The sequence below is a fragment of the Pseudoclavibacter sp. AY1H1 genome, from assembly GCF_002931055.1.
Taxonomy (GTDB): Bacteria; Actinomycetota; Actinomycetes; order Actinomycetales; family Microbacteriaceae; genus Pseudoclavibacter.
The window spans coordinates 43501-66241 of record NZ_PSXX01000002.1 but is presented as its reverse complement, the minus strand read 5'-3'; the positions used below and the strand labels follow the sequence as shown (position 1 = coordinate 66241).

General features: G+C 67.5%; 17 protein-coding genes. 13 read left to right on the top strand and 4 right to left on the bottom strand.

The annotated features are described in order from the left end of the window. Window positions 1-71 precede the first annotated feature (71 nt). On the bottom strand, window positions 72-902 hold the full coding sequence (locus C5E05_RS04585) for an aldo/keto reductase (RefSeq protein WP_104341250.1): 831 nt from the start codon (window positions 900-902) through the stop codon (window positions 72-74). Between the two features lie 40 nt (window positions 903-942). Continuing rightward, the gene (locus C5E05_RS04580; RefSeq protein WP_104341249.1) at window positions 943-2157 is read right to left on the bottom strand and encodes an MFS transporter; all 1215 of its coding nucleotides are present in this window, start codon (window positions 2155-2157) and stop codon (window positions 943-945) included. Window positions 2158-2488: 331 nt separating this feature from the next. On the opposite strand from C5E05_RS04580, the gene nrdH reads away from it, so the two are divergent. The 6 genes from nrdH (at window position 2489) to C5E05_RS04555 (ending at window position 7634) form a co-directional block, all read left to right on the top strand. Beyond that, a complete protein-coding gene (gene nrdH, locus C5E05_RS04575) occupies window positions 2489-2725 on the top strand; it encodes a glutaredoxin-like protein NrdH (RefSeq protein WP_068478736.1) in 237 nt (78 codons plus the stop codon). A gap of 121 nt (window positions 2726-2846) precedes the next feature. After that, window positions 2847-3278, top strand: a complete 432-nt coding sequence (gene nrdI / locus C5E05_RS04570; protein ID WP_104241771.1) for a class Ib ribonucleoside-diphosphate reductase assembly flavoprotein NrdI — start codon at window positions 2847-2849, stop codon at window positions 3276-3278. Next, on the top strand, window positions 3275-5401 hold the full coding sequence (gene nrdE, locus C5E05_RS04565; protein ID WP_104241769.1) for a class 1b ribonucleoside-diphosphate reductase subunit alpha: 2127 nt from the start codon (window positions 3275-3277) through the stop codon (window positions 5399-5401). The genes nrdI and nrdE overlap by 4 nt, the downstream gene beginning before the upstream one ends. A gap of 105 nt (window positions 5402-5506) precedes the next feature. Then, window positions 5507-6490: a class 1b ribonucleoside-diphosphate reductase subunit beta gene (gene nrdF / locus C5E05_RS04560; protein WP_104241767.1), complete on the top strand. Its 984-nt coding sequence runs from the start codon at window positions 5507-5509 to the stop codon at window positions 6488-6490. 359 nt (window positions 6491-6849) lie between these two features. Next, window positions 6850-7011 carry a hypothetical protein gene (locus C5E05_RS20030; RefSeq protein WP_160073323.1) on the top strand — a complete coding sequence of 54 codons (162 nt, stop codon included), beginning with the start codon at window positions 6850-6852 and terminating at the stop codon, window positions 7009-7011. A gap of 89 nt (window positions 7012-7100) precedes the next feature. Further along, window positions 7101-7634 carry a DUF6328 family protein gene (locus C5E05_RS04555; protein WP_104241765.1) on the top strand — a complete coding sequence of 178 codons (534 nt, stop codon included), beginning with the start codon at window positions 7101-7103 and terminating at the stop codon, window positions 7632-7634. Here C5E05_RS04555 and C5E05_RS04550 read toward each other — a convergent pair. Continuing rightward, a complete protein-coding gene (locus C5E05_RS04550; protein WP_104341248.1) occupies window positions 7598-9301 on the bottom strand; it encodes a metallophosphoesterase in 1704 nt (567 codons plus the stop codon). The genes C5E05_RS04555 and C5E05_RS04550 overlap by 37 nt on opposite strands. A gap of 286 nt (window positions 9302-9587) precedes the next feature. On the opposite strand from C5E05_RS04550, the gene C5E05_RS04545 reads away from it, so the two are divergent. From C5E05_RS04545 to C5E05_RS04530, 4 genes are all read left to right on the top strand, one after another. Next, window positions 9588-11873 carry an amino acid ABC transporter substrate-binding protein/permease gene (locus C5E05_RS04545; RefSeq protein WP_104341247.1) on the top strand — a complete coding sequence of 762 codons (2286 nt, stop codon included), beginning with the start codon at window positions 9588-9590 and terminating at the stop codon, window positions 11871-11873. Window positions 11874-11980: 107 nt separating this feature from the next. Further along, the gene (locus C5E05_RS04540; RefSeq protein WP_181059429.1) at window positions 11981-12685 is read left to right on the top strand and encodes an amino acid ABC transporter ATP-binding protein; all 705 of its coding nucleotides are present in this window, start codon (window positions 11981-11983) and stop codon (window positions 12683-12685) included. 97 nt (window positions 12686-12782) lie between these two features. Further along, the gene (locus C5E05_RS04535) at window positions 12783-14486 is read left to right on the top strand and encodes a glycoside hydrolase family 13 protein (RefSeq protein ID WP_258064770.1); all 1704 of its coding nucleotides are present in this window, start codon (window positions 12783-12785) and stop codon (window positions 14484-14486) included. A gap of 168 nt (window positions 14487-14654) precedes the next feature. Beyond that, complete coding sequence (locus C5E05_RS04530) at window positions 14655-15410, top strand: SDR family NAD(P)-dependent oxidoreductase (RefSeq protein WP_104299276.1); 756 nt, start codon at window positions 14655-14657, stop codon at window positions 15408-15410. A gap of 211 nt (window positions 15411-15621) precedes the next feature. Here the strand turns inward: C5E05_RS04530 and hrpA are convergent, their stop codons facing one another. Next, window positions 15622-19557: an ATP-dependent RNA helicase HrpA gene (gene hrpA / locus C5E05_RS04525; RefSeq protein WP_374953444.1), complete on the bottom strand. Its 3936-nt coding sequence runs from the start codon at window positions 19555-19557 to the stop codon at window positions 15622-15624. A 59-nt stretch (window positions 19558-19616) separates the two neighbouring features. On the opposite strand from hrpA, the gene C5E05_RS04520 reads away from it, so the two are divergent. The 3 genes from C5E05_RS04520 (at window position 19617) to C5E05_RS04510 (ending at window position 22717) form a co-directional block, all read left to right on the top strand. Beyond that, window positions 19617-20459, top strand: a complete 843-nt coding sequence (locus tag C5E05_RS04520) for an aldo/keto reductase (protein WP_104307033.1) — start codon at window positions 19617-19619, stop codon at window positions 20457-20459. Between the two features lie 156 nt (window positions 20460-20615). Continuing rightward, window positions 20616-22268, top strand: coding sequence for a RecQ family ATP-dependent DNA helicase (locus tag C5E05_RS04515; RefSeq protein ID WP_104341244.1), 1653 nt, complete (start codon window positions 20616-20618; stop codon window positions 22266-22268). A 50-nt stretch (window positions 22269-22318) separates the two neighbouring features. Next, window positions 22319-22717, top strand: a complete 399-nt coding sequence (locus C5E05_RS04510; RefSeq protein WP_104299273.1) for a hypothetical protein — start codon at window positions 22319-22321, stop codon at window positions 22715-22717. The last annotated feature ends 24 nt before the right edge of the window (window positions 22718-22741 follow it).

Below are 22741 nucleotides of genomic sequence, written 5' to 3'. Positions count from 1 at the left end.
GGAGTCATGCAAGCACCTGGCGGGGCTCGGCGTGCTCCGAGTTCCCCCAGAGATCCACTGCGGGCGCGCGGTCAGAAGAACAGGTCTGGGTCCTTGCCGGTGCGTTCGCCGGACTCGAGGGCGGCGATGACGGCGAGGTCTTCGGCGTCGAGCGCGAAGTCGAAGACCTCGAGGTTCGAGGCGAGTCGGTCGCGGTGCACCGACTTCGGGATGACGACGTTGCCGAGGTCCAGCTGCCAGCGCAGCACGACCTGGGCGACCGTCTTGCCATGCTTGTCGGCCAGGGCGAGGAGCGCCGGCTCGTCGAGCAGCGTGCCCCGTGCGAGCGGCGACCATGCCTCCGTGAGGATGCCGTGCGCTCGGTTGTACGCGCGGGTCTCGACCTGCGGCAGGCGAGGATGCAGCTCGATCTGGTTGACGGCCGGCACGGTCTCGGTCTCTGCCGCGAGGCGGTCGAGGTGGTGTCCTTTGAAGTTCGAGACGCCGATGGATCGGGCACGCCCCTCGCCATGGAGCCGCTCGAGCGCTCGCCAGGTCTCGACGTACCTGCCCTGCGCCGGGGCAGGCCAGTGGATGAGGTAGAGGTCGACGTAGTCGAGGCCGAGCTTCTCGAGGCTCTCGTCGAAGGAGGCGAGCGTCTCCTCGAAGCCGTGTCGGTCGTGCCAGACCTTCGTCGCCACGAAGAGCTCCTCGCGGGGAGCCCCGCTCTCGCGGATGCCGCGGCCGACGCCCGCCTCGTTGTCGTAGAACGCCGCCGTGTCGAGGTGTCGGTAGCCCAGGTCGATGGCATCCACCACGACCCTGCTCGCCTCGAGGTCAGGGACCTTGTAGACGCCGAGACCGAGTTGGGGGATCTGGATGCCGTCGTTCATGGTCAGGCTGGGGGTGAGCGGCGAGGTCATCTGGGCCTTTCGGTCGGCGTTCTGAGCACCGGGAGCGGCATCAGGAAGGGGCGTTCAGGACGTTCATGGGCTCGGTGTCGGGTCGCGGCGCGATGTCGGCACCACGCAGGTCCGGGATATGCCCGCGCCAGAGGAGGGCGACGACTGCGCCCGCGAGGGCGAACGCGGCGCTCACCAGGAAGCCGCCGAGGGAACCCGCCAGGTCGTTCGCGATGCCGGCGAGCGCGGACCCAGCCGCGGCTCCGATGAGCTGCCCCGTCGCCATCCAGCCGTATGACTCGGCGCTCTCGCTGAAGCGGACGCTCGAGGAGACGGCCGAGAAGCTGCCGGAGAAGACGGGCGCGATGCCGAGGCCGCTCACGAAGAATGCGGCGCCGAGCCAGATCGGGTTCGTCGAGATCAGCGCGAGGCCGATGCCGAGGAACACGATCCCCATGCGGCGGGCGAGGGAGAGGGGTGCAAGCGGCAGGTGCCCGAAGGCGAGGCCGCCGACGAGGGAGCCCACGGCGAAGACGGCGAGCAGGATGCCGGTCTCCGCGCGCTCGTGGCCGAACTCCGCCACGACGGCGGCCTCGATGGCGGCGCAGGCACCGACGAGGAGGGCGCCCGTCACGGACATGAGGACGACGACCGGGTTGCGCAGCACCGCCCCCGCTCTGCGTCGCGACTTCGGGATGCGCACCTTGCCCACCTCGGGGGCTGCCACGAACCAGAGGCCGCCGATGAGGGTGATGCCGGCACCGACGAGGATGCCGGCTGCTGGCGAGATCGCGAACGCGACGGCGGTCGTGGCGACGGGCCCGATCACCCAGATGACCTCCTGGAGGGAGGCGTCGAGCGAGAAGAGGCGCGACAGCTGCGATGCGGTGACGACCTTGGGGTAGATCGTCCGGACGGCGGGGGAGACGGGAGGGATGCTGAGCCCAGCCAGCACCGCGAGGATCGCCGCCTGCCAGAGCACCGGTGGCCAGAGTGCGAGCGCCGTGAGCGAGAGCGAGCACGCGATCATCGTGAAGATCAGCACGGGCCTCATGCCCCAGACGGTCATGAGGCGCCCGGCGACCGGGCCCGAGACCGCCTGGCCGATGCTCAGGGCGGCGAGGACCACGCCGGCGGAGGTGAAGTTGTCGTAGGTGTCCTCGACGTGCATGAGGATCGCGAGCGAGAGCATGCCGGCGGGGAACCTGGCGACGAGCTGCGAGAGCAGGAGTCGTGTCAGGCCTGGGGTTCTGAGTACAGTCGCGTAGTTCGTCACAGCGCCGACAATCGTACGCCTCGGACGGGGAATGTCGGTGGTTGGGGACAGACTGTGCACAACCGCCGGAAAACGGTGGAGAAACGCCGGAAACTGGGGCATTTTCTGTGGAGGACTTGTGGAGAACTACACGGTTGTAACACCCTATCTAGTGGTGGTAGCCTCATCGAGCACAAGATGTAGTGGCCGCGGGAAACTGCGACACAACGGGGGTTCATCCACCTGGCACCGCGTGAGACTGCTCCGGCAGGGCCGCGAGAGACCGGGCGAGACGCTTTCAACACACTGCACGAATAGCACTCCCCAAGCACTTAGGAACCAGGAGAAAACCATGGCAATCGCCGTCTACAGCAAGCCGTCATGCGTGCAGTGCACCGCCACCTACCGTGCCCTCGACAAGCAGGGCATCGAGTACGAGATCTTCGACGTCTCCGCAGACGAGAAGGCACTGCAGACCGTCAAGGAGCTTGGCTACATGCAGGCTCCCGTCGTCATCGCGGGCGACGACCACTGGTCGGGCTTCCGCCCCGACAAGATCAGCCAGCTGGCTGCTCTCGCAACGGCCTAGCCGTCGCACCGGGCGACGCTCACTGCGCTGATCGTCGTTCACCGCTCTGAGCGCTCGCATCTCGAAACGCGACTCATGACGCGCATCAAGGTATGACGCGGATGAAGAAGGGACTGCACCCATGACCGGGCTCATCTACTTCTCGAGCGTCTCCGAGAACACGCGCCGCTTCGTCGAGAAGCTCGACCGGCCAGCGAGCCGCATCCCGCTCTTCCCGAGCGAACCCCAGCTTGTCGCGGACGAGCCCTACGTGCTCATCCTCCCCACCTACGGCGGGGGAGATGGGCGCGGGGCCGTCCCCAAGCAGGTCATCAGATTCCTCAACGAGCCACGCAACCGCGAGCTCCTCCGCGGCGTCATCGCCGGCGGAAACACGAACTTCGGCAAAGGCTACGGCCTCGCCGCCGACATCATCTCCTCGAAGTGCGGCGTACCCACGCTGTATCGCTTCGAACTCTTCGGCACGCCAGACGACGTCGCCGCAGTCAACTCTGGATTGGACAGGTTTTGGCAGCAACAACCGCTCTCGACGACGCAAGTGTCATCACGATGAACGCACCAACCGCGGCGAACACGCTCGACTACCACTCGCTCAACGCGATGCTCAACCTGTACGACGAGAACGGCCAGATCCAGTTCGACAAGGATCGCGAAGCCGCTCACCAGTACTTCATCCAGCACGTCAACCAGAACACGGTGTTCTTCCACGACCTGGAAGAGCGCCTCGAGTACCTCGTCGAGAACGAGTACTACGAGCCCGAGACCCTGGCGATGTACGCGCACTCCTTCATCGAGGGGCTCCGCAACCGCCTCTACGCGAAGAAGTTCCGCTTCCCGACCTTCCTCGGCGCCTTCAAGTTCTACACCTCGTACGCGCTCAAGACGTTCGACGGCAAACGCTACCTCGAGCGCTTCGAAGACCGCGTGCTCATGGTCGCGCTCGGCCTGGCGCAGGGCGACGAGACCCTCGCCACGTCGCTCGCCGACGAGATGATCGCCGGGCGCTTCCAGCCCGCGACCCCGACGTTCCTCAACACGGGCAAGAAGCAGCGAGGCGAGCTCGTCTCCTGCTTCCTCCTCCGTATCGAGGACAACATGGAGTCGATCGGCCGCTCCATCAATTCCGCCCTGCAGCTCTCGAAGCGCGGAGGCGGCGTCGCCTTCAACCTGTCGAACATCCGCGAGTCGGGTGCGCCGATCAAACAGATCCAGAACCAGTCCTCGGGAATCATCCCGATCATGAAGCTGCTGGAAGACTCCTTCTCCTACGCGAACCAGCTCGGCGCGCGTCAGGGTGCTGGAGCCGTGTACCTCAACGTGCACCACCCCGACATCATGCGGTTCCTCGACACCAAGCGCGAGAACGCCGACGAGAAGATCCGCATCAAGACGCTGTCGCTCGGCGTCGTCGTCCCGGACATCACGTTCGACCTCGCCAAGCGCGGCGAAGACATGTACCTCTTCTCCCCGTACGACGTCGAGCGCGTCTACGGCAAGCCGTTCGGCGACATCTCCGTCACGGAGAAGTACTACGAGATGGTCGACGACGCACGCATCCAGAAGACGAAGATCAGCGCACGCCAGCTGTTCCAGACCCTTGCCGAGATCCAGTTCGAATCCGGATACCCGTACATCATGTACGAGGACACGGTGAACCGTGCGAACCCCATCGAGGGCCGCATCAACATGTCGAACCTGTGCTCGGAGATCCTCCAGGTCAACTCGCCGACGACGTACACCGACGACCTCGGCTACGAGACCATCGGCAACGACATCTCCTGCAACCTCGGGTCGATGAACATCGCCGCCGCCATGGACTCGCGCAACCTCGCGACGGCCGTCGAGACCGCGATCCGCGGCCTCACCGCCGTCAGCGACATGAGCCACATCGCGTCGGTGCCCTCCATCGCGAAGGGCAACGACGAGTCGCACGCCATCGGCCTCGGCCAGATGAACCTGCACGGCTTCCTCGGTCGCGAGCGCATCTTCTACGGTTCCGAAGAGGCTCTCGACTTCACGAACATCTACTTCTACACGGTCGTGTTCCACGCGATCCGCGCCTCGAACCTCATCGCGACGGAGCGTGGCAAGTCCTTCGCGGGCTTCGAGCGCTCCACCTACGCGACGGGCGAGTTCTTCGACAAGTACGTCGACGTCGAGTGGGCTCCCAAGACGGAGCGCGTCCGCGAGCTCTTCGAGGGCATGCACATCCCGACGCAGGCCGACTGGGCCGAGCTGCGCGAGCTCGTGCAGAAGCACGGCATGTACAACCGCAACCTGCAGGCGGTTCCGCCGACCGGTTCGATCAGCTACATCAACCACTCGACGTCGTCGATCCACCCGATCGCGTCGAAGATCGAGATCCGCAAGGAAGGCAAGCTCGGCCGCGTCTACTACCCGGCGCCCTACCTCTCGAACGACAACCTCGAGTACTTCGAGGACGCCTACGAGATCGGCTACGAGAAGATCATCGACACCTACGCCGAGGCGACGCAGCACGTCGACCAGGGCCTGTCGCTGACGCTCTTCTTCAAGGACACGGCGACGACCCGCGACATCAACCGCGCGCAGATCTACGCGTGGAAGAAGGGCATCAAGACGATCTACTACATTCGTCTTCGCCAGCTCGCGCTCGAGGGCACCGAGGTCGACGGCTGCGTCAGCTGCATGCTGTAGGCCCCTCCCTGCTTTCGAGTCAGCCCTGCTTTCGAGTGAGGCCTGCCTCCGGGTGAGCTGCCCGACTATTCCCGCACGAACGCGACAGAAAAGAACTCCACGCACATGAACCCGCAGGCCGAGACGAGCCACCTTCTCGAGAAGGTCCAGGCGATCAACTGGAACCGCATCCCAGACGAGAAAGATGTCGAGGTCTGGAACCGACTCGTCAACAACTTCTGGCTCCCCGAGAAGGTGCCGCTGTCGAACGACGTGCAGTCGTGGAACACGCTCACGCCTGCAGAGCAGACGCTCACCATGCGCGTCTTCACGGGGCTCACCCTGCTCGACACGATCCAGGGAACCGTGGGCGCGGTCAGCCTCATCCCCGACTCGCTGACGCCGCACGAGGAGGCCGTCTACACGAACATCGCGTTCATGGAGTCGGTGCACGCCAAGAGCTACTCGTCGATCTTCTCGACCCTCTCGAGCACGCCGCAGATCGACGACGCGTTCCGCTGGTCGACGGAGAACGAGAATCTGCAGCGCAAGGCGCAGATCGTCATGAACTACTACCACGGCAACGACCCGCTCAAGCGGAAGATCGCGTCGACGCTGCTGGAGTCGTTCCTGTTCTACTCGGGCTTCTACCTGCCCATGTACTGGTCGAGCCACGCCAAGCTCACCAACACGGCCGACCTCATCCGCCTCATCATCCGCGACGAGGCAGTGCACGGCTACTACATCGGCTATAAGTACCAGAAGGGCCTCGAGCTGGTCGACGAGGCCAAGCGCCAGGAGCTCAAGGACTACACGTTCGAGCTGCTCTTCGAGCTCTACGAGAACGAAGTGCAGTACACGCACGACCTGTACGACGAAGTCGGCCTCGCCGAGGACGTCAAGAAGTTCCTGCACTACAACGCCAACAAGGCGCTCATGAACCTCGGGTACGAGCCCATGTTCCCCTCGAGCGTCACCGACGTGAACCCGGCGATCCTGTCGGCGCTCTCGCCGAACGCCGACGAGAACCACGACTTCTTCTCCGGGTCGGGCTCCTCCTACGTCATCGGCAAGGCCGTCAACACGGAAGACGAGGACTGGGACTTCTAAGCCCAGCTGTCTCCACCACGCGCCACCCTCGAGGCGGTGCCGACCAGGACTCCTGGTGGGCACCGCCTCGAGGCGTCTCCGGCGACACCCCCCCCGCCGAGCAGCGCTCCGCGCCCGGCGGGCAAACCGCTGCCCGCAAGGTCGGGAGCGGACTTCTGGTCGCTTCCGCTGCGTTGTGACGACCACAACACAGCCCTCGACCTTGGCAGCCCTGCCCGGTGCGAAGTCAGGGGCATTCTCGTCCTGGTGTGTAGGAGCCAATTCCTGCCGCGATCCAAGCGCCGAGCGCTACGCTCAGCCTGCGGCACTCCGCCGCGCGGGCTGCGCAACGATGCGCCGAAGACGATCGAGGAGACCCCATGGGACACGACAAGAACGAAGAGCTGCGCGAAGAGCACGAGCATCAGGAAGAGCACCGCCAGGAACGTCGCGACGAGAAGTTCGAGACCGGCGACGGCGCCGTCGACGACGAGGGATCGCAGGACCGCCGACGCCAGGACGGCATCAGCGACCTCGCCTGACCGCTGAGCCCGGCACGCCACGAGTCACGTGCCGGGCACCCGGCGGGACGAGCGATGGGCGAACGCCTCCCAACACCGCAGGAGAAGCCATGATCGACAGCGACGTCGACACCACGTCCGATGACGGACGAGACGAGACCCCCAACGAACGCTCGGACCGCAACTGGAGCGAGCTCATGCAGGAGTTCCGCGTGCTGCAGACCGGCACGCAGATCATGGCCGGTTTCCTGCTGACGCTGCCGTTCCAGCAGCGCTTCACGGAGCTCGGTCCGTTCGATCACGTGCTCTACCTGTGCCTCGTCATCTTCGCCGTCCTCGTCACGCTCCTCGCGCTCGCGCCCGTCATGCTGCATCGCATCCTGTTCGGCGAAGGAGCGAAAGCGCAGCTCGTCCACGCCGCCAGCGTCATCCTCATCCTCTGCCTCATCGCAGCGTCACTGCTCTTCGTGGGCATCGTGCTCTTCGTGTTCGACTTCGTCGTCTCGCCGACCGCCGGAATCTGGGCAGGCGGAGCCGTGGCCGTGCTCGTGGTGCTCCTCTGGACGGTCGGCCCCAGGCTCCTCAGGAACGCGCGCGACCGAGCGGCTCACGCCTCGCCGACGCCGAACGCATCGAAGACCTGAGCCGGCACCTCGGGGGTCCGGGCGTCGTACACGTAGCTCTCGACGACGGCAGCCGCATCCGCTTTCTCGCCTGCGCCTGCGCCTGCGCCTGCACCTGCACCTGCAGACACGGTCAGCACGCTGAACACGCTCAGCCCCGGCTCCGCGACGTAGAGGAGTGGCTCGCCGGCCGCTCCGAGCCGAGGGGCACGCGTCGGCACGATCGGGTCGAGGCCGCCAGCGTCGCCCTGCGCCACGGCATCGTGCGCGTTCCACCGGAACGACGGGCGCGTTCGACGGCGGCCGCTGCTCTGATCGAATGCCCCGTGTGTGCTCCCAGCGTGCGACGTCTCGAGGTACTGCACGCCCGCCGCTGAGGCGAACCTCGACCACAGGTGCGAGTGCCCGCCGATGACGAGGTCGACGCGCGCCGCTTCGAAGAGCGGTGCGATGTCGCGCAGCAGGATGCTCTCGGCCGACGGGTAGTCGTAGCGCACGCCGGTCAGCTCGCCGAGCCCGTCGCGCTCCTCGAGGCGAACGGGATGCGCGAAGTGCGGCATCGCGTTCACGCCGATGCTGTGCGGGCTCTCGTGCATGACGACCACGCGCAGCCTCGCTTCCGTGAAGGCGGGGCTCGCGAGCTCGCGGCGCAGCCACTCGTACTGCGGGCTCCCGGCCTGCAGGTCGTCGATGATGTGCGACCCGTAGCGCTGAGCCAGCGGATCCCCGAGCGCGTGCGCGGCCTCCTGGTAACGGCTCGACACGAGGCGAGCGGCGGGATCGTCGTCGGCCCGGTCCGAGCGCCACACCCGCGTCGCGCTCAGGGCGACGATGCGCACCCCGCCGAAGGTGACCGCGTAGAAGCGGGAGCCGGACGGCGAGGGGAACAGGGTCTCGTAGTTCGAGAGGCTCAGACCGTCGTCGGACACGCGCACGGGCAGCGCGCCCTCGAAGGACTCCGAGAGCGTCCGCCCAGGCTCTCGCCTGCCCTGGACCTCGTGGTTGCCGACCACCGAGAAGATCGGCGTGCTCGGCAGGATGTCTCGCATGGACGGGAAGAACGCGGAGCCGCGAGCATCGTCGAACCACTCCGAGGCGCGGTCGGGGACATTCACGAAGTCGCCCGCGTACAGCACGGCGTCGAAGGGGCCAGCGGCTTCGCTCGCGTGCCGCATGGCGGCCGGGACGGGAGCGCCGAGCTGGTGGTCGCTCGTCAGCAGCAGACGCAGGAGCGGGGCGTCCGCGGGCGGAGCTGCGGAGAGGCGTGCGACCCGGGAAGCGGCGGCACCGCTCACGACCCGATACGCGCAGCCGACTCCGGGCACCAGCCCCGAGGCTCGAGCCGACTGGCGCCACACCTCACGCATGACCGTCGTCTCCGTCTCGAGTGCGTTCCGGAGGTCCTCGAGCCCGGCGGGGAGGAAGCTCTCGCGGTCCTCCGCCATCGCGGGCAGTCGAACGCCAGCGGATCTCGTCACCTGAGCGCCCGGCAGCGAGCTCGCGAGCGCAGGGTCCCTCAGCTCCTCGACCGAGAGCTCCGCGAGACGCTCGCCGAGCTCGATCGGCACGACGATGAGGCGGGAGTCGCGAGCCTCCCCGTCCGTCACCCAGGCGACCTCCACGCCCGAAGCGTCGGGCAGCACCAGATACGGCTCGCACAGCAAGCTGACGTCGTTCTCGTCCCGCATCGTTCCGCCCTCCGCCGACCCCGGCCGCAGATCCGGCCCAGCCAAGCGTAATCACGAGGGCGTCTCCCGCCGCGCCCTTGAAGCCCAAGACGCCATCGCGAAAACATCACAAGGCGAACACGATCTGCGGATCGTGTCATACAGCAGACTCCCAGCCAGGTAGCGTTGCGCTCACAATTCGGTTGCTGCGATCTGCGGCTGCTGACAGACCGGCAGAAGCGGGGGCTGCGCCGGGTACCGCCAGGTTCCAACGCTCCTCCAGAAACTGCCCTGGCCGAGGAGCACGATGCGAACTTCGCTCACCTCACTCCTGCAACGAGTCGCAGACTCACGAAACCAAGTCCTGTCCGTCATCGCGGTCGCACTGCTGCTGCTGTTGACCGGTGGAGCCATCGCGGGAACCGCGCAAGCGGCCACGATCGGCAAGAGCGCGGTCGAGGGACAGACCTACACGATCGCCACCGACACCACGTGGGCGCCGTTCGAGTTCGAGATCGACGGCGAGCTCCGCGGGATCGACATGGACCTGATCAACGCCATCGCGGAAGATCAGGGCTTCAACGTCGAGATCAAGTCGCTCGGCTTCGACGGCGCGCTGCAGGCAGTGCAGACCAACGCCGTCGACGGCATGATCGCCGGAATGTCGATCACCGACGAGCGGAAGGGCACGTTCGACTTCTCGAACCCCTACTTCGACTCCGGCATCCAGATGGCCGTCGCCAAGAGCAACAACGACGTCACCAGCTACGAAGACCTCGAGGGCAAGACCGTCGCCGCAAAGAACGGCACAGAGGGCTTCACCTTCGCCGAGACGCTCGGCAAGGAGATCGGCTTCACCGTCACGGGCTTCCAGGACGCGTCCGACGCGTTCAACGACGTCACGAGCGGCAACTCGGTCGCAGTCTTCGACGACTTCCCGATCCTCCAGTACGGCATCGAGACCGGCGAGATCAACCTCAAGACGGTCACCGAGCCCGAGCGCGCCTCCTCCTATGGCTTCGCCGTCAACAAGGGCCAGAACGCGGAACTCCGCGAGGCCTTCAACGACGGACTCAAGAACGTCGTCGAGAACGGCACCTACCAGGGCATCCTCGACGAGTACCTCGGGGACGGCGCACCGGATGCGACCAAGATCTCCGGCGGCGTCGTCACCCTCGGCAACGAGGTCATCGAGGACGACGGCCCCGGAACGCTGCCCAAGAACCCGCTCTTCGCCGTCGACACCCCCAAGGACAAGGGCTCGTACGTTATCGCGACGGACAACACCTACGCGCCCTTCGAGTTCGAGCAGAACGGCGAACTCCTCGGCATCGACATGGACCTCATCCGTGCCATCGCCGCGAACCAGGGCTTCGAGATCGACATCAAGCCGCTGGGCTTCGACGCCGCTCTCCAGGCCGTGCAGTCCGGCCAGGCGGACGGCATCATCGCCGGCATGACCATCACCGACGAGCGCAAGCAGGTCTTTGACTTCTCGGAGCCCTACTTCACCTCGGGCGTGCAGATGGCCGTCAAGGACGGCGACACCAGCATCACCGGCTACGAGGACCTCGCCGGCAAGAACGTGGCCGTCAAGACCGGCACGGTCGGCGCAACCACCGCCGAGGAGCTGTCCTCCGAATACGGCTTCACGATCCGCACGTTCTCCGACACCGCGGACATGATCGCGGAGGTGCAGACGGGCAACTCCGTCGCGCTCTTCGAGGACTTCCCGGTGCTGCAGTACGGCATCCAGCAGGGCAACGGCCTCATGACCGTGACCGACCCCATCGAGGGCGGCGAGTACGGCTTCGCGGTCCTCAAGGGCCAGAACCCCGAGCTCCTCGAGCTCTTCGACGCTGGCCTCGCCAACGCCGAGGACACGGGCGTGCTCGCGACGATCAGCGACCGCTACCTCGGCAGCGAAGAGGAATCGGGCCAGCTCGGCTTCTTCGAGCTCGTCGTCGCCGCCTTCCCGTCGCTCATGGTCGGCCTCGGCTACACGCTGCTCGCCACCGCCCTGTCGCTCGTCTTCGCGATGATCCTGGGCCTCGCATTCGGCTTCTTGAAGATCTCGAAGAACATGCTGCTTCGCGGCATCGCCTCCACGTACGTGAACATCTTCCGAGGCACCCCGGTGCTGGTGCAGGCGTTCTTCTTCTACTTCGGCGTGCCAGCCGTGACGGGCATCTCGCTCGACGCGCTCACCGCCGGTGTGATCACGCTGAGCCTCAACGCCGGCGCGTACATCACGGAGACGGTGCGCTCCGGCATCCAGTCGGTGGACCCCGGCCAGATGGAAGCCGCGCGCTCGCTCGGCCTGACCCGCGGCAAGTCGATGCGCCGGGTCGTGCTGCCGCAGGCGTTCAAGATCATGACGCCGTCGCTCATCAACCAGTTCATCATCACGCTGAAGGACACCTCGCTGCTGTCCGTCCTCGGCTTCGCTGAGCTCACCTACCAGGGCCGCATCGTCATCGCCTCGACCTTCCGGTCGTTCGAGATCTGGCTCGTCGTCGGCGTGCTCTACTTCATCGTCATCTACCTGCTGACGGTCCTCTCCAACTACGTCGACAAGAGGTTCAACAAATGAGTGACGTGAACAACTCAGCGTCGGATGCGTCAGCCGTGGAGCAGACGCCATTCACCGGTCGCTTCGACGCGGTCAACTCCGGCCAGCCGCGCGTGCGGGTCGTCGAGATGCACAAGTCCTTCGGACCCGTGGAGGTGCTCAAGGGCATCGATCTCGAGATCGCGAACGGCGAGGTCATCGCGATCATCGGCCCGTCCGGCTCCGGGAAGTCGACGCTGCTCCGCTGCCTGAACCGCCTCGAAGAGGTCACCAAGGGGCACGTCTTCGTCGACGACGACGACATCACCGCCCCGAAGACGAACCTCGACAAGGTTCGGCAGCGCATCGGCATGGTGTTCCAGCACTTCAACCTCTTCCCGCACATGACGGTGCTCGAGAACGTGACGCTGGCGCCCCGCGAGATCAAGGGCGTCACGAAGGATGCGGCCAACAAGCGCGGCGAGGAGCTGCTGCGCCGAGTGGGCCTCGACCACCTCATGGACCGCCGCCCCTCGCAGCTGTCCGGCGGCCAGAAGCAGCGCGTGGCGATCGCCCGCGCGCTCGCCATGGACCCGGAGATCATGCTCTTCGACGAGGCGACGAGCGCCCTCGACCCCGAGATGGTCGGCGAAGTGCTCCAGGTCATCCGCGACCTCGCCAAGTCGGGCATGACGATGGCCCTCGTCACCCACGAGATGGGCTTCGCGCGCGAAGTCGCCGACCGTGTCGTGTTCATGGCCGACGGCAAGATCGTCGAGACGGGCACTCCCGACGAGCTCTTCGGGAACCCGAAGGAGTCGCGCACGCAGGACTTCCTCGGCAAGGTCCTCTAGCTGTACATCTGACAGCGACCGCGCTCACCGGCGCTCGACGACGACGTGCCCCCTGTCCAGCGGACAGGGGGCACGTCGCATCCACTAGCCTGTCGTGGTGACGCTCAACGATGCACCCACAGAGGCCCAGTTCGCGAAGGACACCACCCCAGGATCCGAATGGTGGCGCTCAGCCGTCATCTACCAGGTCTACCCGCGCTCCTTCGCAGACGGGAGCGGCGACGGAATCGGCGACCTCGCTGGCGTCACGGCGCACATCCCGGACCTCGCCGACCTCGGGATCGACGCCATCTGGCTCTCCCCGTTCTACCCGTCGCCCCTCAACGACGCCGGCTACGACGTCGCCGACTACTGCGACGTCGACCCCGTCTTCGGCACCCTCGACGAGTTCGACCGGATGCTCGAGGCGGCCCACGAGCGGGGTATCCGCATCATCGTCGACATCGTCCCCAACCACTCCTCGTCGGGGCACGCCTGGTTCAAGGCTGCGCTCGCCGCCGGCCCCGGCAGCCCGGAGCGTGCGCGCTACCTGTTCCGCGAGGGCAAAGGCGAGCACGGCGAGCTGCCGCCGAACAACTGGCAGTCGCTCTTCGGAGGGCCGGCATGGACGCGTCTCACCGAAGCAGACGGCACGCCCGGCCAGTGGTACCTGCACCTGTTCGACTCCACGCAGCCCGACTTCGACTGGTCGAACCCGGTTGTGCACCAGGATTTCGAGAACATCCTGCGCTTCTGGCTCGACCGCGGCGTCGACGGCTTCCGCATCGACGTGGCCCATGGCCTCGCGAAGGAAGACGGGTTGCCGGACTACATCCCCGTCGAGAGCGACCTGCCCATCGTCGGCGACCCCCGCACCCCGTACCTCGGCCAGGAGGCGGTCCACGAGATCTTCCGCGCCTGGCATCTCCTCGCTGCCGAGTACGACGGCGACCGCGTGCTGTGCGGCGAGGCGTGGCTGCCGAGCGTCGAGGAGATGGCCGAGTGGGTTCGCCCCGGCCAGCTGCACCAGACCTTCAACTTCGCCTACCTGCGCGCGCCGTGGGATGCGGACGGCCAGAAGGAGGTCGTGTCCCGCTCGCTCGCCGCGTTCGCCGCATCCGGTGCGCCGAGCACCTGGGTGCTCTCGAACCACGACACGGTACGCCACGCGACCCGCCTCGCCCTGACCGAGCCGAACGCGCACGGAGCCGGCGTCGGCCCGAAGACCCCCGGCCAGCCGGACCCCGTGGTCGGCGAGCGGCGCGCACGAGCCTCGACGGCGCTCATGCTCGGGCTGCCGGGCTCCAGCTACCTGTACCAGGGCGAGGAGCTCGGCCTGCCCGACGTCATCGACCTCGCGGACGAGGCCCGGCAGGACCCGATCTTCATCCGCTCCGAGGGTGAGCTGTACGGCCGCGACGGCTGCCGGGTGCCGATTCCGTGGGAGGCCGATGGCGGCAGCTACGGCTTCAGCGCGACGGGAGAGTCGTGGCTTCCGCAGCCGGAGCTGTGGGCGGAGCTCGCGCGCAGCGAGCAGGTGCACGACCCCTCCTCGACCCTGAACCTGTACCGCTCCCTGCTGGCGCTGCGCCGCGAGCACGACCTCGGCATGGGGGATGCCCGCTTCGCGTGGGTCGACGGCTTCGGCGACGAGGTGCTCGCGTACCGCAACGGCGACGTCACGGTGATCACCAACTTCGGCGCTCAGCCGGTTGCGCTGCCGGAGGGGCTCCGAGTGCTCGCCCGCAGCGAGGTGGCGCACGTCGAGGACGCAGGTCTCTTGACGACCGATACGACGGTCTGGCTGGCCGACGCCGAGTAGCCGCCGGGCGTGCACGCGGGGGAGGCCGTGGGGCCAGTCAGGGATACAGAACAGGTGAATGCTACGCCTGTTCGCTGACCCAAAACACAGCCAATTGTGGATGCGCGGGAGCACACTCGAAGGAGCAACCGGTGACCACCGGCCGCGCACTCTGAGAGGAACAGCACCATGGCATTTGCAGGAAAAGTCGCGATCGTGACCGGCGGCGGTTCGGGAATCGGCGAGGCGATCTCGAAGGAGCTCGCCGCCAACGGCGTCCAGGTGGTCGTCTCCGACATCAACCTCGAGGGTGCGAAGCGAGTGGTCGCCGAGATCGAGGCAGCCGGCGGCACCGCCTCGCCGTTCGAGGCGAACACCGCCGTCGCAGAGGACAGCGTCCGCACGGTCGAGCACGCCGTCGCCACCTACGGCAAGCTCAACTACGCCGTGAACAACGCCGGAATCGGCGGCAAGGCGGCCCCCGCCGCTGACGTCGAGGTCGACGACTGGGACCGCGTCATCAACATCAACCTCAACGGAGTGCTGTACGGGCTCCGCGCGCAGATCCCCGCGATCCTCGAGGCCGGCGCCGAAGAGGGAGCCATCGTCAACATGGCCTCCATCCACGGAACGGTCGCGGCGATCGGCAGCGGCGCCTACACGGCCTCCAAGCACGCGGTAGTCGGCATCACGAAGAACTCGGCGGCCGAGTACGGCCCCCAGGGGCTGCGGATCAACGCCGTCGGACCCGGGTACATCTCCACGCCGCTGCTCGAGAAGCACCTCAGCGAGGAGCAGCTCGATGCCCTCGTCGCGAAGCACCCGCTGGGGCGCCTCGGCAAGGCCGAAGAGGTCGCGAACCTCACCACCTACCTGCTCTCCGACAAGGCGAGCTTCATGACGGGCTCCTACGTGCTCGTCGACGGCGGCTACACGGCCGTCTAGCGACGGCTGGCCGGCTCAGCGTAGCCCGGCTCGCGTCCAAGGAATCAGCCAGATGCGCGCTCCCGCCACGGGGAGCGCGCACCTGGCTGATTTTTGCGCTTGGTGGGGTGGATTGCAGCAGGGCGCGATGCGGCGGGGCGCGATGCGGCAGGGGCCATGCGGCAGAGCGCAGGGGTGCGCTGCCAGGTGCCAGGCGGCGCGCCGCCTGGCGCTACTTCTCCGCGAGGGCCTGGCGGATGCGCTTCAGCGAGACCGTCTCGGCCGTGCCGAGCTGCTGCGCGAAGAGGCTCACGCGGAACTCCTCGAGCATCCACCTCGCCTGGACGACGGATGCCGGGGCGGAGCGGTTCGCGGGGAACGTGCCGCCCGCCTCCGTGTACAGGGCCGTCGCCTGCTCCACCTGCATGAGGCCGGCTCGCTCGATGCTGGAGTGGCTGAGCACCCGCTCGAGGCGGTAGGTGAGCGCCCGCAGGTAGCGGGGGAGGTGCGCAAGCCGCGTGACGCCGGTCTTCGACACGAAGCCCGGGTAGACGAGCGCCTGCAGCTGCGAGCGGGCGTCGGAGAGCGACGGCAGCACCGAGATGTGGTTCGCCGCCTTGAGCGCCTTGTTGGCCTCGCGGAAGCGGTCGAGGATCTCGGAGACGAGCTTCGTCTGCGCGAACATGCGGTCGAGCAGGGTCGCGTTGAACGTCTCGCGCAGCTCATCGAACGCGGCCCGCGTGCGCACGGGGCCGCCGTGCTCCTGGCTGTACGCGGCAACCGCATCCTGGGCGAGGGCCGCGACGATGTCGCCGAAGAGCGCCGGCGTCGAGTGGTACGGGCTCGTCGCGAGGGCCAGCTTCTCCTTCGCCGTCAGGTGCTCCTGCACGTAGCTCGCGGGGGAGGGCACCGACGCGACGAGGAGGGCAGCGACGCCGATGGGATGCTCGCGCGCCTGGTCCTCTGGCGTTGTCACGAGGCGCAGGTCGATGCTTCCCTTGACGACGGCGAGCGACGGGTAGGCGCGGATCACGCCGTGCTTGCGCTTGATGTCGATGAGCTCGGGGATCTCGTCGAGCGGCCACTCGGTGAGCCCGTGCTGGTCGTAGCGGAGCTCCGCGGTCGACGCGCTCTGCGCTGGCACCGAACCGGCCTCGCGCACGCCGTTCCCGGGGCGGGCGGGCGCCGCGACCTGCTGCGTCGCGCGCAGCACCGACGCCTCCGACGCCTTCTTGAGCTTCTCCTGCAGCGCCCTGAGGTCCTCTCCCGTGCCGAGCTCCCGGCCGCGGTCGTCGAGCACTCGGAAGCGCACCCGAAGGTGCGAGGGGACGCGGCTCCAGTCGAACTCGCTCACGTCGAAGCGGATGCCCGCCTGCCGCTGCATGATCTGCCGCAGCGCGTCGTCGAAGTCGCCGGGAACCTCCTGGCCGAGGTCTGGCCTTGCCTCGCCGAGTTCGCCAAGCAGCTTGTCGGCCCAGTCCGCGGAGGGCACGAAGTTGCGTCGGGTGGCCTTCGGCAACGACTTCAGGAGCGCGATGACCAGCTCCCGGCGCATGCCGGGCACCTGCCAGTCGAAGCCGCGGTCGTCGAGGCGCGACAGCAGGGGCAGCGGGATGTTGACCGTCACGCCGTCGTCGGGCGCACCCGGGTCGAAGCGGTAACGGAGACGGAGGCGCTGGTCGCCCTGCTTCCACTCGGTGGGGAACCCGGCACCCTGCTCGTCCGGGTCGGCGTGCTCCTCGCCGAGCACATCCGCCCTCGTCATGGTGAGCAGCTGCGGGGTCTGCTGCTGCGCGCCCTGCCACCACTTCTCGAACGTGGACTGCGAGACGACATCCCTGGGGAGGCGCTCGTCGTAGAACTCGAAGACGGCGTCCTCGTCGTCGGTGTAGGCACCGCGCGAACGGGTGCGCTCCTCCAGATCGGCGAGGCTCTTGCGCAGCGCCCGGTTCTTGGAGTCGAAGCTGTGGCGCCCGTTCCAGTCGCCCTCGACGAGGGCGTGGCGGATGAACAGGTCGCGCGACCAGGCCGGGTCGATCTTCGAGAACTGCACGGTGCGTCCGCGGACGATGGGCACGCCGTAGAGGGTCACCCGCTCGATGGCGACCGCGGAGCCCTGCTTCTTCTCCCAGTGCGGGTCGGAGTGGTTGCGCTTCGCGAGGGAGCCCGCGAGCACCTCCGCCCAGGCTGGGTCGATCTTCGCGGCGGTGCGCGCGAAGAGGCGGCTCGTCTCGACGAGCTCGGCCGCCATGACGACATCCGGCTGCTTCTTTGCCTTCGCGAGCCCGGAACCGGGGAAGATCTGGAACCGGGTGCCGCGTGCTCCCGCGTAGTCGCGCTTCAGCTCGTCGCGGATGCCGATGTGGCTGAGGAGCCCGGCGAGCATGGAGCGGTGGATGGCGTCGGCGAGGGCGCCGGGCTCCTGCACCTGCCCGGCGGCTGGCCGCTGCACCTTCAAGCCGATGGGGCCGGCGAGCTGGCGGAGCTGACGGAACACGTCCTGCCACTCGCGGAAGCGGACGAAGTTGATGAACTCGTCGCGGCACTTGCGACGGAACGCGCTCGAGCCGAGCTCGTGGCTCTGCTCCTCGAGGTAGTTCCACAGGTTCACGAGCGTGAGGAAGTCGCTGGACGGGTCGCGGAACCGCGCGTGCAGCTCGTCGGCCTTCTGCCGTTTCTCGAGCGGACGCTCGCGGATGTCCTGCACCGTCATGCCGGCGACGATGATGAGTATCTCGCGGCTCACGTCGTGCTGCTTCGACTCGATGACCATGCGGCCGAACCGGGGGTCGATGGGGAGGCGGGCGAGGCTGCGGCCCGTCTTCGTGAGGCGCAGCTGGCTGTCTTTCCCGTGGCTGGCCTTGCCAGGTTCCACGGCCCCGAGCTCGCTGAGGAGGTCGGTGCCGTCCTTGATGCCGCGCGCGTCCGGCGGCTGCAGGAACGGGAACTCGGAGAGGGCCCCGAGGCCCAGCTCGAGCATCTGCAGGAGCACGCTCGCGAGGTTCGTGCGGAGGATCTCGGGTTCGGTGAACTCGGGGCGGCGATCGAAGTCGGCCTCCGAGTAGAGGCGGATGGCGACGCCAGCGGAGGTGCGGCCGGCGCGGCCCGAACGCTGCTTCGCGGACGCCTGCGAGATGGCCTCGATCGGGAGGCGCTGGACCTTCGCTCGCGTGGAGTAGCGGGAGATGCGCGCCGTCCCCGTGTCGATGACGGCGACGATGCCTGGCACCGTGAGGCTCGTCTCTGCGACGTTCGTCGCGAGCACCACGCGGCGGCGCACCCCGGGCGGACGCTTCGACTCGAACACACGGTGCTGCTCCGCGGAGGAGAGGCGGCCGAAGAGCGGGAGGACCTCGGTCGACTCCGGGCGAGCGTCGCGCGCGACGTGGGCGCGGATCGCGTCCTGCGCGTCCCGGATCTCCTGCTCGCCGGACAGGAACACGAGCACGTCGCCGGGCAGGTCGCGATCGAGCTCGTCGAGCGCGTCCACGATGCCCTCGAACATGTCCCGCTCCGGCGTCTGCGGGGCCGCGTCCTCGTCCTCCTCACCGGGGAGCGGAGCGTCGGCGACGAGCGGCCGGTAGCGGACGTCGACGGGGAACGTGCGGCCGGAGACCTCGATCATCGGGGCGTCGTTGAAGTGCTTCGAGAACGACTCGGGGTCGATCGTCGCCGACGTGATGATGACCTTCAGGTCGGGTCGCTTCGGGAGGAGCGTCTTCAGGTAGCCGAGGAGGAAGTCGATGTTGAGGCTGCGCTCGTGCGCCTCGTCGATGATGATCGTGTCGTACTTGCGCAGCAGGCGGTCGCGGTGGATCTCGTTGAGGAGGATGCCGTCGGTCATGAGCTTCACGCGCGTCTCGGCCGACACCTCGTCGGTGAAGCGCACCTGGTAGCCGACGAGCCCGCCGATGTCGCCGCCGAGCTCATCCGCGATCCGCTCCGCGATCGTGCGCGCTGCGATGCGTCGGGGCTGCGTGTGCCCGATCATCTGCCTGCCGAGCTCGAGGCAGATCTTCGGCAGCTGCGTCGTCTTGCCCGACCCGGTCTCGCCCGCGACGATGACCACCTGGTTGGCGGCGATGGCGTCGCGGATCTCGTCCCGCATCTGGCTGACGGGCAGCTCCGGCGGGTAGGAGATCTCGAGGGGAGTCGTAGTCATGAGCATTACAGTCTATTGCCGTGTCCGGTCAGCGCGGAACCAGTTCCGCTTGCTAGAACAGTGGGATGACCGCATTGCAGATCCCCAACGTTTCCCTCAACGACGGCACCAGCATTCCCCAGCTCGGCTTCGGCGTCTTCAAGGTCGACCCGGCAGAGACCGAGCGCATCGTGTCCGACGCCCTCGAGGTCGGCTACCGCCACATCGACACCGCCAAGATCTACGGCAACGAGGAGGGCGTGGGCAGGGCCATCGCGAAGTCCGGCATCCCGCGCGACGAGCTCTACGTGACCACGAAGCTCTGGAACGACGAGCAGGGCCGCGACACGCCCCGCGCCGCGATCGACGCGAGCCTCGAGCGCCTCGGCCTCGAGAAGGCCGACCTCTACCTCATCCACTGGCCGACGCCGAAGCAGAACAAGTTCGTCGAGAGCTGGGAGGCGCTCGTCGAGCTGCAGCAGGCCGGCCTGACCACGTCGATCGGCGTGTGCAACTTCTTCGAGTCGCACCTGCGCGACATTATCTCGGCCACCGGCGTGAAGCCGGTCGTCAACCAGATCGAGCAGCACCCGATCTTCCAGCAGCCGGAGCTCGACGCCTACCTGCAGGCCGAAGACATCAAGACCGAAGCATGGGGACCGCTTGGCCAGGCCAAGTACCCGCTCTTCGAGCTGGAGCCCGTGAAGGCGGCAGCGGATGCACACGGCAAGACGCCCGCGCAGGTCGTCATCCGCTGGCACCTCCAGAAGGGCAACATCGTCTTCCCGAAGACCACGTCGCGTGAGCGCATGGTCGAGAACGCTCAGGTCTTCGACTTCGAGCTGTCGGGTGCCGAGTACGACGCCATCACGGCACTCGAGCGCGGCGAAGAGGGACGCGTCGCGGCGCACCCCAACGAAGTGAACTAGCTCCCAGCAGCTGCTGAGACGGCCGGTGCCCCAGAGGGGGCGCCGGCCGTCTCGTCGTTGGCGCGTTCGTGCGGGCCGCAGAGGGGGTGCGAACACGGCGTGGGAGGGCCTGTCAAGCGAAGTCCTCACCCAGTTCGACGGCGATAGCGTCGGTGCATGAGTTCCTCCGCACCAACCCGTCGGACGCTCGAGCGCATCGCGCGGGAGCGGTTCGGTTGGGAGTCGCTGCTCCCCGGTCAAGGCGACGCGATCCGCTCTGCGGCGGCTGGGCGCGACACGCTGCTCGTGCTCGCGACCGGTGGTGGGAAGTCAGCGGTCTACCAGGTCGCGGGCGCTGCGCGCGGCGGCCTCGTTCTCGTCGTCTCGCCGCTCATCGCCCTGCAGGCAGACCAGCGCGCATCGATCGAGGCCGCCCCGGATGCCCCCGACGTCGTCGCCATCAACTCGTCACGGGGCGCTGCTGCGGTGGTCCGAGCCTGGGATCGAATCGACGCGGGCGGGTCGTTGTACGTGCTCCTCGCACCGGAGCAGCTGGCGAACGAGGACAACGTCGCCCGCCTCGCAGCGCAGGACGTGTCTCTGCTCGTCGTTGATGAAGCGCACTGCGTCTCCTCGTGGGGGCACGATTTCCGGCCCGACTACCTGAGGCTCGGCGACGTGCGATCGGCGCTCGGCGACCCGCCGGTGCTCGCGATGACCGCGACGGCGTCGAAGCCGGTGCGGGCCGACATCATCGAGCGGCTGCGGATGCAGGATCCGGACGTGCAGGTGCACGGCGTCGACCGACCCGAGATCCGACTCGCGGTCCAGCGCCATGAGAGCGAGGACGACAAGCGGGCCGCGATCGTTGACGAAGCGCGCAGCTGGACCGCCCCCGGTCTCGTCTACGTCGCCTCACGCAGGGAGACGGAGTCGTACGCGGCCGAGCTCGCCGCGGAAGGGCGGGAGGTTGCCGCTTACCACGCAGGCCTCAAGGTCGCAGAGCGCCGAGCGGTGCAGGACCGGTGGCGGGACGGCGAACTCGATGTCGTCGTCGCGACGTCCGCGTTCGGCATGGGCATCGACCGGGGAGACGTGCGCTTCGTGCTGCACGCGGCGACGACGGAGTCGCTCGACGCCTACTACCAGGAGGTCGGCCGCGCGGGGCGGGACGGCGAGCCCGCGACGGCCGTGCTGCATTACCGCGTCGAGGACCTCGCGCTGCGGCGCTTCTTTGCGAAGCGCTCGGTGGACAAGGCCGGACTGCGCACCCTGTGGCGCGCCATCACGCGCACGCCAGGGGCGAGCATCCGGAACCTTGCCGAGGCCGTCGGTCAGCCCGCAAGAACGGTCTCGAGGCTCGTCAACCAGCTCGTGGATGCCGAACTGGTCGAGACGGCCGGGGGCGTGTATCCGCTGCGCAAGACTCGAGTCGATGTCGTGGTGAATGCCGTCAAGGAGGCATCCGCCGCGCGGGAGCGAATCGCCGAGTCGCGACTGTCGATGATGCGCGCCTACGCGGAGGAGACGCAGTGCCGCCGGCGCGTGCTGCTCGACTACTTCGGGGTCGACGGGCCGGAATGGTGCGGGAACTGCGACGGCTGCGAGCGGCGCGAGGACACGTCGGACGCGCAGGCAGACAGCGTGCCGGCGGATGCGCCGCTCGCCATCGACGAAACCGTCGAGCACCGTGAGTGGGGAGCAGGCACGGTCATCAGCGTGGAAGAGGACCGGGCGACGATCTTCTTCGAGTCGGAGGGGTACAAGGTCGTCGCCCTCGCGGCGCTCGACTCGAACGTGTTGCGCCAGGTCGCGGACGTCAGCGCGTAGCCGACCGACGTGAGCTAGGTTCGTCGCATGCGCTTCCCGAGGGGCTTCCTGTGAGCGAGACCGCTCAGCGCGACGGCGCCTCCAGCGAGGGCCAAGAGCCTCTCGATGAGGCCGATGGCCCGCTGCGCGCGTGGTTCGCGGTCGCGGCCATCGTCGTGGTCAGCAACTTCCTGTTCTTCTACATCGGAGGGCTCGCCTCGTTGGAGCTGATGGATTTTCTTCAGCGAGACCCGTCTTTTCCTTCGAATCCGTACCGGCAGGAAGCGCTGTCCATGGCGCTCGGTATGGGAGCTGTTGCGGCTGGGCTGATCGTGCTGTCCGTCTGGCTCGCCGCCGTCGTGGGTCGAGGATTCCGCGTGCCCGCGTGGCTTGCGCCGGGAGTCGTCGCGACCGCACTGGCACTGCACGCGGTCTCCTGGATCGTGGTCGCGATCGTCAACGGGCGTTGAGCTGGACCTCCTGCTTCTCCTGCG